The 11,264-nt window shown below is 43.5% G+C and carries 13 protein-coding genes; 5 read left to right on the top strand and 8 right to left on the bottom strand.

Annotation, left to right across the window (positions count from 1 at the left end):
* Positions 1-73: 73 nt before the first annotated feature.
* The 6 genes from V7K15_RS23520 to surE all read right to left on the bottom strand — a co-directional run bounded on the left by V7K15_RS23520 (position 74) and on the right by surE (position 5,504).
* Positions 74-391, bottom strand: coding sequence for a type II toxin-antitoxin system RelE/ParE family toxin (locus V7K15_RS23520; RefSeq protein ID WP_334909324.1), 318 nt, complete (start codon positions 389-391; stop codon positions 74-76).
* A gap of 66 nt (positions 392-457) precedes the next feature.
* Positions 458-772 carry a hypothetical protein gene (locus V7K15_RS23515; RefSeq protein ID WP_334909326.1) on the bottom strand — a complete coding sequence of 105 codons (315 nt, stop codon included), beginning with the start codon at positions 770-772 and terminating at the stop codon, positions 458-460.
* 59 nt (positions 773-831) lie between these two features.
* A complete protein-coding gene (locus V7K15_RS23510; RefSeq protein WP_334909322.1) occupies positions 832-1,740 on the bottom strand; it encodes an AAA family ATPase in 909 nt (302 codons plus the stop codon).
* A gap of 184 nt (positions 1,741-1,924) precedes the next feature.
* Positions 1,925-3,004: a bifunctional riboflavin kinase/FAD synthetase gene (locus tag V7K15_RS23505; RefSeq protein ID WP_334909320.1), complete on the bottom strand. Its 1,080-nt coding sequence runs from the start codon at positions 3,002-3,004 to the stop codon at positions 1,925-1,927.
* Between the two features lie 519 nt (positions 3,005-3,523).
* Positions 3,524-4,420, bottom strand: coding sequence for an MBL fold metallo-hydrolase (locus tag V7K15_RS23500; RefSeq protein WP_334909318.1), 897 nt, complete (start codon positions 4,418-4,420; stop codon positions 3,524-3,526).
* A gap of 286 nt (positions 4,421-4,706) precedes the next feature.
* A complete protein-coding gene (surE, locus tag V7K15_RS23495) occupies positions 4,707-5,504 on the bottom strand; it encodes a 5'/3'-nucleotidase SurE (RefSeq protein ID WP_334909316.1) in 798 nt (265 codons plus the stop codon).
* A gap of 573 nt (positions 5,505-6,077) precedes the next feature.
* Here surE and pheS point away from each other — a divergent pair.
* From pheS to V7K15_RS23470, 5 genes are all read left to right on the top strand, one after another.
* Positions 6,078-7,070 carry a phenylalanine--tRNA ligase subunit alpha gene (pheS, locus tag V7K15_RS23490; RefSeq protein ID WP_334909314.1) on the top strand — a complete coding sequence of 331 codons (993 nt, stop codon included), beginning with the start codon at positions 6,078-6,080 and terminating at the stop codon, positions 7,068-7,070.
* 237 nt (positions 7,071-7,307) lie between these two features.
* Positions 7,308-7,532 (top strand): type II toxin-antitoxin system RelE/ParE family toxin, encoded by a 225-nt coding sequence (locus V7K15_RS23485; protein ID WP_334909312.1) that lies wholly within the window; start codon positions 7,308-7,310, stop codon positions 7,530-7,532.
* A gap of 274 nt (positions 7,533-7,806) precedes the next feature.
* Complete coding sequence (locus tag V7K15_RS23480) at positions 7,807-8,085, top strand: DUF6883 domain-containing protein (protein ID WP_334909310.1); 279 nt, start codon at positions 7,807-7,809, stop codon at positions 8,083-8,085.
* Positions 8,082-8,405, top strand: coding sequence for a DUF4926 domain-containing protein (locus tag V7K15_RS23475; RefSeq protein ID WP_334909308.1), 324 nt, complete (start codon positions 8,082-8,084; stop codon positions 8,403-8,405). The genes V7K15_RS23480 and V7K15_RS23475 overlap by 4 nt, the downstream gene beginning before the upstream one ends.
* Positions 8,406-8,407: 2 nt before the next feature.
* Complete coding sequence (locus V7K15_RS23470; protein ID WP_334909306.1) at positions 8,408-9,031, top strand: hypothetical protein; 624 nt, start codon at positions 8,408-8,410, stop codon at positions 9,029-9,031.
* Between the two features lie 230 nt (positions 9,032-9,261).
* On the opposite strand, the gene V7K15_RS23465 is transcribed toward V7K15_RS23470, so the two are convergent.
* Positions 9,262-10,704 carry a RecQ family ATP-dependent DNA helicase gene (locus V7K15_RS23465; protein WP_334909304.1) on the bottom strand — a complete coding sequence of 481 codons (1,443 nt, stop codon included), beginning with the start codon at positions 10,702-10,704 and terminating at the stop codon, positions 9,262-9,264.
* 146 nt (positions 10,705-10,850) lie between these two features.
* Entirely contained in the window at positions 10,851-11,075 is a 225-nt protein-coding gene (locus tag V7K15_RS23460) for a hypothetical protein (protein ID WP_334909302.1), read from the bottom strand.
* Positions 11,076-11,264: the final 189 nt, after the last annotated feature.

Here is an 11,264-nt window from a genome sequence, read left to right as displayed (position 1 = left end):
TTTTCAAGACAGCCGCCGTCGGTGCGCCGGATGCTCTAAACGCCTGTGGAGAACTCGTAAGTCCTGGATTACTTCAGGCGGAGATCGTTGAAGCAAGAATCGCGTGACTTTTAGTCATGCGAGGTTCAAAAATCAATCGGTATCTAGCACTCTTACCTTTTTGGATACTACTGTTGCGAACTCTCACTTTGTAAATAATATACTGCTCACCAATGCCCGCAATGCATAGGCGTAGCCCGCCGTAGGCATCGCCGACAACATTTCCTTGTTGTAATTGCTCAATAATCGGTTGAACATCAGAGCGAATATTGCGAAATCTCTTTGATAGTCTGTAAAGTTCTTGCTCAAACTCATCGGAAAATCGAATTGAAACCGCACTATCACTCTGCATCAATCCTGTCCCATAGCTCACTAATTGGTCTAGTTTGTCCTATTTTTGCTTGCTGCAAGGCTCTTTTTAAGCTGGCTTTAATCTCCTCAACGGGTGTGGTTCGGTATCTAGCAAGTGGGCATCACCTACATCAGCACTTGACCAAAGATAGCTGTGTTGCCCGATTGTTAAACATCCTTGCCACTTATTTTCATAAGTATCGAGTGTGATAAAAAAACGCCGTGGCATTAGCTCTTGGGGATTAAGAACAAACTCTCCCCACATAGAAAAACCAAAATACTCTCCATTTTTTTCATTGTTGTATTCCCAGTCAGTCAGGTTGGGAAAAGCAGCTTTAGCTTGGTTTAGAACTTGTTGAATTTCAGGTTCTGTTAATAGCATTTTTAACAGAAAGCAATTAGGTCAAAACTTGAAATCAACTGTTGTCTATCTTTTTTACCTTAAGGAATAGAAACCGATCGCAATAATCGCTCAACAACAGTTCTAGCATTGCGTCCTCCTCTAGCAATCAGGCGATGGCAAAGAACGTGAGGGACAAGAAATTTCACATCATCAGGAATAGCATAATCACGCCCTAAGAGAAAAGCTAGTGCTTTGGCAGCCCGTTGTAATGCTAATGTGCCACGCGGACTGACGCCAAGGGCGATTTCCTCATCTTGCCGTGTTGCCCGCACCAATTCGAGGATGTACTGTTGCAAAGAAGTAGCCACTTTTACTTGAGAGCAGAGGTAACGTAATTCTTGTACTTCTGCCAAGGTAATACAAGGCTGTAAATCAGCAACCTTCACACCATTTTGGAGATTTTGCAGCATTTGGAGTTCTTCTGCCTCTGAAGGATAGCCCAAACTCAATGACAACATAAACCGATCCATTTGCGCTTCCGGCAGGGGAAAAGTACCTTGATACTCGATTGGGTTTTGAGTGGCAATCACAAAGAAGGGCTGGGGAACTGGACGAGAGACACCATCGACTGTCACCTGATGTTCTTCCATAACTTCCAGTAAAGCTGACTGAGTGCGGGGTGTAGCGCGGTTGATTTCGTCAGTTAACAGCACATTGGCAAAGACTGGCCCAGGAAGAAAAGTAAATTCGCCGCTTTTTGGGTTCCAAATGTTGGTGCCAGTAATGTCAGTTGGCAATAAATCAGGGGTACATTGTAGCCGTTGAAACTTGCCATCTACTGAACGAGCTAAGGATTTAGCCAGCAGGGTTTTACCAACACCAGGGACATCTTCTAGGAGGGCATGACCACCACCTAGCAGGGCGACTAGCACTAAGCGTATTGCCTCAGTTTTACCAACGATGGTAAGAGCTAGATTTTGTGTTAAGGCGTCAATTTTTTCTCTCATGCGGTGCGGGGATTGGGGAGTAGGGATTGGGGAGTAGGGATTGGGGAATGGGAACTAAATTCTTCCCAATGCTCAATTTCCCTAAATACATTGTTCCCACTCAGAACTCCTAACTCCCGTAGAGACGCGATTAATCGCGTCTCTACTTCTAACTCCTGTACAGACGCGATTAATCGCGTCTCTTCTAACTTTGCGCTCCAGCACTTAAAACTTCTCTAGCAACAACGCAGTCAAGTTGAATTTGTGTTTTCAGAGCTTCTAGAGAAGGAAATTTTTGTTCAGGGCGCAAAAATTTAACTAGCTGCACAACTAGTTTTTTGCCATACAAATCACCAGACCAATCGAGCAGATGTACTTCGGCAGATGAATAAGTACCGTTTACAGTTGGACGATTACCGATATTCATTACGCCCAAGCTCTCACTTGGAGTGACATCTGATGTTTCACTGAGAGTTAAAATACGGACAGCGTAAACTCCTTGGCGGGGCAAAAACTTTTCCTTTGGTAGTTGGAGGTTGGCGGTGGGAAAGCCAATCGTTCTCCCCAATTGTTGACCTTGAACGACTTCACCAAAGAGGGTGTAAGGGCGTCCTAGTAAGAGATTTGCGTTTTCGATGTCGCCGTGCTCAAGGGTTTGGCGGATTAATGAAGTGCTAATCCGGGCATCCTGAGGCGGAGGAGTATTGACGCAACTGGTTTCGGTGGGCGAGTTACCTGTATAAGTTTGTAAGGGAACGATCGCCACGGGGATATTGTACTTGGCGGCGATTAATTGCAAATCTTTAGCAGTACCACTGCGCTTTTCGCCAAAACAAAAATCCTGCCCGATGCTAATTCGCTGGCATCGCAGTTGTTGCACAAGAATTTTTTCGACGAATTCTTCGGGGGTCAAAGCAGATAGTTCTTTGTCAAAGGATAGTAGTACCAGTTGTTCTACCCCAAGCGATCGCAATTGTTGGACTTTTTCATCCAGTGGCGTTAACAAAGTCCGGGGTTGCCCCGTAAAAAACTCGTGTGGATGGGGGTCAAAGGTGACAACTGTTGAATAGATATATTCTCTATTTGTTAGTTGTTGATTTTCGTTTGACTGGGGACTACTAGCTACTGACAAGTGACTACCAGCGTGCAAGACTGGTTGAATTACCCTTTGATGACCAAGATGAACACCATCAAACTTGCCAAGGGCAACAGCAGTCGGCGTTAGCAGCTTTTCGCTTGAAGAAGCAACCCACACAGAACACCCATTTTGAGACAAATTTCGCACGTGGATTCTGAGAGTTTAGGTTTATTTTAGCTATCAGCAGAAAGCTACCTGATGGTAAACCGTCTTCAGGAGGACAGCTTTTATAGATGGTCTGAACTTTCACCAACTGCCCATCAGGTCTTGTGCAATCAGCCAGGGTGTTGATGACACCCTTTTAGCTATCAGCCAAAAGCCTAACCCACAGGAAGTTGCCCAAGATGGTATCTTGGGCATCAGCTTGACAAGCTTTTTGCTAAGTCCAGATAACCGCAAATACTAGAGCTAAAAAGCTCTAGTTCAGTGTTAAGACTGCAAGGAGGTTTTACCCTTCGATCAGCCGCAAGAGAGGGCATCTGTGGGTGTCTGGGCTGTGTTGGTGAATCTATAAAGTATGTCCTCCTATTATCGCCCTGAACCTGTGGTCGGCGTGACAACTCTAGGCAGGGCTGTCTCACCGTGCAGCCAACAGGTACGCTCTCGTGCTGAAAGCTTCTGATCACCAATCTAATCTAAAATCTCCAATTACTGCGATCGCAATCTTTAGACAGAAGACTTTCTAACAGGAAAAGATTCTGATAAGGAAACTGAGGTGGGAACCTCAAGTACCATTCCTTCCCGTGCCATAATCGCCCCAGGAAATTTTGCAGCTGCTTGTACCCCTACACTATCTAAAAAGTCGTCATCGTGTGCGGGGTCGTGGTGATAAATCACTAGAGTTTTGACATTAGCAGCTTGCGCCACCTTTACAGCTTCTTGCCAAGTCGAATGTCCCCAGCCAATTTTCGCGGATGTTGGGCAATAGTATTCTTCGTCTGTATAAGTAGAATCGTAAATCAGAATGTCGGCATTACGAGCTAGCCACAGCACATTCTCATCAAGTCGGTCGGGAAAATGTTCGGTATCAGTAATATAGGCAGCAGCGCCACCATGCCAGTTGACGCGGTATCCTACGGCTTCACCTGGATGATTCAAAGGTGCTGTTTCCAGGGTAAGGTCATCGATGTGTATTGGTTGCCCCGGTCGAATGTCGTAGAAATTTAAATTGGCTTGCATAATCTGCAAGGGTACGGGAAAGTTGGGGTGCAACATTTGGTCATTCAGGCGCTGTTCTATGGTAGAACCATCAGGTGCGATCGCGCCGTAAATATGAAAGTCATTCCCCTTCACAAACCCTGGAGTAAAGAAGGGAAAACCCTGCATGTGATCCCAGTGAGAGTGGGTAAAAAATATATGAGCTTCTAACGGCATTTGGCGCAACAAAGATTGCCCCAAAACGTGTAGTCCCGTGCCAGCATCGAAAATTAAGCGTTTATCGCCCGCTTGCATTGATATGCAAGGGGTATTACCACCGTAACGAACGGTGTGTGGCCCTGGACTGGGGATGCTGCCGCGAACGCCCCAAAATTGTACGGTAAATTGGTTCTCTATCCTAGACATGGGTGTTGTTTGCTGGACTGAGCGGGCGATAAGTGGAAAAATTGTTACTTATTCTGTCTAAGTTTATGCTGTCTCACCGATTTAGTAAGAGGGAGGATTTCTTGGTAAAACAGCATATCCTGTTTCTGGCTGATTGTGTAAATGTAGATGAGATACTCTCAGGGAGAATTTCCAGTTTTTGGGGTAGATGTGTATCGTTTATTTCAAGAGTGTCCCTACGTTATAGCCTACATTTTTCTGTGATGCATTTGAATAACCCCAGTTTTTTCCGAATAACTCAAATGATTCACGGAAAGTTGAATTCCCACTCAGACAATTTCTCTAATCCATCTGCGTAGGTAAGATTGTATTGTAACGGCGTTATACTGATGTAGTTTTTACTTACAACTTGCACGTCTGTCGGTACATTTTGAGGCAGATTTAATCCGGTTGGGGGTTCCACATCCTCAATTACCTCTCCAGTTAACCAATAGTACGTTTTTCCACGAGGATCAACTCGTTTATCAAACACATCAATGTAACGCCGCACTCCTTGACGGGTGAGAGTAACTCCGGCAATTTCTTCCCACTTGATGGCAGGAATATTGACGTTGAGCAACATTAAACCTGGCAGAGGTTTTTGGGCTAACTGGTCTACGAGAATTTTGGCAAACTTAGCAGCAGGTTTAAAGTCTTTAGATGTCTGACTAATAAGACTTAGCGCTACACTGGGAATGCCTTCAATTAGACCTTCCATTGCCGCAGAAACAGTGCCGGAATACAAGATTTCAGTTCCCAAGTTCGCACCTTGATTAATGCCAGAGAGAACCAAATCGGGGGGAGTCGAGAGCAAAGCCCACAGCGCCAATTTCACGCAATCTGAAGGCGTACCATCGCAAGCCCAAGCTTTGACAGCAGGATGAAAAATCTCTTCAACAATTTCGGCGCGAATTGGTTGGTGTAAAGTTAACCCATGTCCAGTTGCCGATCGCTCTCGATCTGGGCAAACTACACTCACATCATGACCTGCCTCTGCCAAGTAGTTGGCTAAAGTACGAATCCCCAGGGCAGAAATGCCGTCATCGTTGCTAATTAGTAATTTCATAGTCATTGATCGTTGGTCATTAGTTATTAGTTATTTGTTATTAGCCATTTGTCAATGTCGCAGGTCACAAACAGCAAAAAAACATATATACTCACTAGTACACTTCCCCATATTTTTGTACCAGTCAAAGTGTCACCCTGACCGACATCCCGCCTAGAACTTAAGTTCTAGGCTAAGAGCTAGTGTTTACTTAAGTGGACTGAAATTTTCCCTTTCACTGAGTCTAGCCATCTACATCGCTTCAAGTTTTGTATTTAGTCCTCTTAAGAGGACTTTAGCTATTAGCCTGGGAATTTATTCCGAGGCTAATAGGCAACGAAGCAGAAGATTTATAAAGATGTTGGGAATCACAAGACCATTAACAAGGGGCTTAAGTCCCAAGTCTTGTTAATTGAGATGTTAGCTGGATTTATGCCAAGCTGTATTAGCTCAATCGTCTCTAACTGATAAACAGAGGTTTGGTTTCGACCCTCAGCTTTGCTGATGTTAATGGCATAGCTGTAAGTTTATTTATCGAGCAGTTCACAGCTTTTGACTATAGACTAATGACTAATGACCAATGACTAATAACTAATGACTAGCAATTTAGAAGCTCAACTTTTAGCACTGCGGCAGTCAGGAGAAAAAGCGATCGCAGCCGCCGACACCCTAGAAGGTCTGGAAGAACTCAGAGTTAACTATCTGGGTAAGAAAGGGGAACTGGGGGCACTGTTGCGAAGTATGGGACAAATGAGTGCAGAGGAACGACCGAAAATTGGTGCGATCGCTAATACAGTCAAAGAATCCCTGCAAACTAGTCTAGACCAGCAACGTGCTGCCTTAGAAGCCGCGCAAATTCAAGCTTTGCTAGAGGCGGAAACTCTGGATGTAACTATGCCAGGAATTTACAGCCCCCAAGGTCGCATTCATCCTCTCAATGGTATTATCGACCGGGCGCTGGATATCTTTGTTGGTATGGGCTACACCGTGGCTCAAGGGCCAGAGATGGAAACAGATTACTATAATTTCGAGGCTCTCAATACCCCGCCTGACCACCCCGCTCGTGATATGCAGGATACCTTCTACCTCCCAGATGGTAATCTTTTACGCACTCATACCTCGTCAGTGCAAATTCGTTACATGGAAAGAGAAGAACCACCGATTCGGGTTGTGGCTCCAGGGCGAGTTTATCGGCGAGATAATGTAGACGCGACTCACTCAGCTGTTTTCCATCAAATAGAACTTTTAGCCATTGATGAGGGACTAACTTTTACAGACCTCAAAGGCACAATTAAGGTATTTTTACAAGCAATATTTGGCGATTTACCAATTCGCTTCCGCGCCAGTTATTTCCCGTTTACTGAACCCTCGGCGGAGGTGGATTTGCAGTGGAATGGGCGTTGGCTGGAGGTGATGGGCTGCGGTATGGTCGATCCAAATGTACTTAAGTCTGTCGGTTATGACCCAGAAATTTATACTGGGTTTGCTGCCGGTTTTGGTGTAGAACGCTTTGCAATGGTGTTACATCAAATCGATGATATTCGTCGTTTGTATGCTAGCGATTTGCGATTTTTGCAGCAATTTTAGGCATACGTAAGGTAACAATAAATAATGACCTCAGTTTCCAGGTTAGATCGAGTTCTAGAAAGTATCGAAAACTTATCAGTAGATTGAACAAGAAACATTAATTGATCTGATAAGTCATCGGTTGGCAGAACGGCGGCGTTCTGAAATTGCTGCTAATATAGCTCAAGCACAAGCAGAATACCAGTCGGGTAAAGTGTTCCGTGGAACTGTTACTCAAATAATGGATGAGTTACGCAAGTGAGAACTGTAGTTTTGGCATCATCGTTTAAACGAGCATTTAAACGATTGGTACGACGACAGCCAGAATTACAAGAGCGGTTAGCATCACTAACCGCCGATCCATTTGATCCATTGTTGCAGACCCATAAACTTAAAGGCAAACTGTCTGGAGCTTGGGCGTGTTCAGTTGACTATGACTGTCGCATTGTCTTTAACTTTGTGCAAAATATAGAATCTGGTTAAGAGGAAATTTTGCTAATTGATATCGGCACTCATGATGAAGTTTACTGAGTTGTAGGTGGTGTTCCAGTATTTTTCTACTAACGAATTTTGGATTTAGGATTGAATAATTCAATGACTGCGATCGCGGATAAAGCAATATCTCAAATACTCAGACGACCAGCATCTCAGAGTAAAATGTAGTCAATAATTTCTACCCAAAATTCATGCCATGAGCCGATGGCCTTTTTACCGCAGGATGCAATAATCGCAGAAGAAAAGTTAACCAAATATCTGCTTGTGCCGTTGCCCAAAGACGATAAATCTAAATTTTTGGCTAGGGCTGGCCGGGTACACACTAGACAACTGGCAACAACTGGAACAGGATCTACGTACTCAAATTTTAACGCAACCTGCCGAGGCGATCGAAACAACTCGCTATGGTCACAAGTATGCCATTCGTGCGTGTCTGCGAGGGATTAATGGCGTTAAACTCAATATCTTAACCATTTGGATGGTTACAAAGGATACAACTAAATTTGTCACCTTAGTGCCAGTTCAAGGAGCCAACTCATGAAGGTACAGCACCCTCTATTCTCCCAAGTTGCCTTAGCACAGGACTTACCAGAATACAACCTGAAACGCGGGAGTGTTGCAACAATTGTAGAACATTACCCCATGCCTGAAGGGGAAGAGGACGGGTATAGTCTGGAAGGGTTTGATCTGCCCCATGTAACGATCGAAGTACCAGCATCTCAAATTATCCCCATTGCCCAGTGGCAGCAAGAAGAAATGATTTTAGCCAAGTTACGCCAGCTATCTGGAGCGAGGCTGTTACAATTACAAGACTATCTCGATTTTCTCTTGCAAAAAGAAGAGTCTGATTATCAGAGTTAGGTATGGAGCTTGAGTATTACAAACAGTACTTGCATTATAAAAAACTTGGTTTTCGCACCCAAGCCAGACAACACCTTCAGCAGTTTATTGCTTCATTTGCTTCATTTGCCGAGAAAGAATTGTGGACTTACAAGTTTCTAGAAACTCAAGAATACGAATTTGGGTGGCATATAATTCGCTATGAGCTTTATGAACAGGTTGTATTTCCTGTTCTTCTTAGCGGTTATCAAAAGCGCGATCATTGGTCAGTTTTATGGCTTGCTCGTACAGCCAACAATTTTTATAAAGTAAAGCATCTCCATAAGCAGATTGACTTTAAAACAGACTATGGGTTACTCAAAGAATGTTACTTGCTCGCTCCCAACAATAATGAAGTACATAAAGACTTACTAAGTATTCAGATTCGATGGCTTCAGTATTGTATTCATGAATATCCAACTGGGATACTATATGGAGCAGTAAATGGAGCAACAATAGACGAATGCCAGGAGATTCTTTCAGAAATTGAGTTTGCTAGAAAACTTGATGTTGAAAAAAATCAAGAAAAATTCCTCAATGAGGTTCAGTCAAAAATTCTTGAATACATCGTTAGACTTCGGACTTACAAATATCAAAGTGGTCAGTGACTTTCTCTAACCACCTTTTTCTTTTTGAGACTTGATTTGATTTAATTACGCCCGAATAACCAGGGATATCTCCCAAAGGTTAAAATCTACCACCTAAATATTTGGCGAGAAACTCTTCTGCGATCGCTAACGAGTTTTTTATACTCGTGAGTAGTTTGTGCTGTCTTCGCTAAAACGCAGACTACAAACAATTCTGAAACCCAAGATTGGAGGATAGGGAACAGGGCAGTTTAGCGGCAATTGTCACAATGTCCGCAACGCAAGTTAGCTGCTTCTTTGTCAAAACCAAAGGCATTTAATAAAAACTGCCAACGACACTGCTTTGTAGTCAGATATTGATGCATTTGTTTGGCGGCGTGTAATTGCTTGGGTGGCTGAGTTCCCGCTTTTTGTCCAATAGTGTAATGGAAAGGATCAAGCCAGTTTAGCTGACCATTGCTATGGAGTAAAGATAAGGCGATCGCACCATCAGGAAATTGCCGCATCACTGCATTCACTTCTCCCTGTTTTGGTAATTTTTTCACAAGTTGTTGCGCTATTTGTTGTTGCGATCGCATTTGTTCTTGAAAAAACTCCTGTCTTTGCTTATCCTCTGGATCTAACCACCCCGTAGGTTCACTCACTAATGTCAGCGCTTCGGCCGGTTTCCCATCTCTTCCAGCCCGGCCAATTTCTTGCACATATTCAGACAGCAGATGTGGCGCGTGAAAATGTATTACCCAACGAACATCAGATTTATTTATCCCCATACCAAATGCACAGGTACACACCACAAAAGGTATTTTGCCACCTAACCAGCTTGCTTCTACTGCACGCCGTTCTGTTGCACCCAATCCCGCATGATAACTAGCTGTAGCATAACCCATCTCTGCTAACCATTCAGCTAAATCTTCACTATCTCTCCTAGTGCGAACATAAACTAATCCCGATTGTTGCGGTCTATTTTGAATAAACTTTAATAATTGTTGTTTCCTACCTCGTGGTGTCCAAGCAATGCGAACGCTGGGATGCAAGTTAGGACGGTAGGGATTCAAGCGGAAAATCTCTGGTTGCTGTAATTGTAAAACTGTTTGAATAATCTTTTGGGCTAAAGGGTCAGCAGTAGCGGTAAAAGCAGCAATACTAATTTTTGTTCCCGGTGGTTTTGATTTTAGTAGTGCAGGACGCACCGCCCCTAATCTGCGATAAGCTGGGCGAAAACTATCACCCCACTGTACTAAACAATGGGCTTCATCTAAAATTAAGCCATTAATTTGCAATTGTGGCTGACATAATCTCTCCCAGACTGGCGCACTTAGCAAAGTTTCTGGCGATAAATAAAGTAATCTTAGCTGTTGACGTTCTAAAGCTTGCAGAGTTGCACGGCGTTGAGATGGCGACAATTCACTATGTAAAAGTGCTGCTTTCTGATGGCTTTGTAGTAGTTCCTGTACTTGATTTTCCATCAACGCCACCAAGGGCGAAACTACCAAAGTTAATCCTGTTTGTAGCAGTGCCGGAAGTTGAAAACAAATCGACTTTCCTCCACCTGTGGGCATAATAATCAGCGCATCTTTTTGTGATAATAAACTGCTGACAATTTCTCCTTGTGGTGGACGAAAATCTTCATAACCCCAGATTTTTTGAAAAGCTGCTCGAACTTCTTGCCAAGATTTTGTTGTAGGCTGATTCATAATCAATGGTAGATGTACCAATATCCTTGAATACTGAATATAGCCTCTCTTATCTAGCTAATGGTTCAGTAATTTCATCATCTTAGGTGTGCAACGTACTGACTTCAAGATAATCTACACAACGAAAATTCAAATAAGATTGTCCCTTAACTATAAGCCTGTAAACTATCGATAATGCAAAACACTATTGGCTCTGGAACACCATCAGCCATAGCAATAGCGACTACTTTGTACGTTGTAACGTCATCTCTAGTGTATTTAGCCAAGAAATCGCCCACTCTGGGAACAGTTGGAAAATTGCCTTTCCATCTGTCAGCTACTGATGAAAAATCCTCTCCTGTAAACAGAACATTCACGTTTACTTCTACCATAATTACACTTCTTACCTCTAAGTCTGAATACTACAGTTTTAGATTGCGTATGAAAGTAAAATTATAGAAGTTTAGCACAAAGAAAATGACCGACTCGGGTTGAGTCGATGGGGGATATTATTCCCCGCACCTCTCAGTTAGATCCGGACGTGCCCATTTCTGTGCATCCGGCTCCCGATGTTCTCAGCT

It is taken from the genome of Nostoc sp., from assembly GCF_036919815.1.
In the GTDB taxonomy this organism is placed as follows: domain Bacteria; phylum Cyanobacteriota; class Cyanobacteriia; order Cyanobacteriales; family Nostocaceae; genus Nostoc.
The sequence above is the reverse complement of the archived record's forward strand: the minus strand, read 5'-3'. Positions and strand labels throughout refer to the sequence as shown.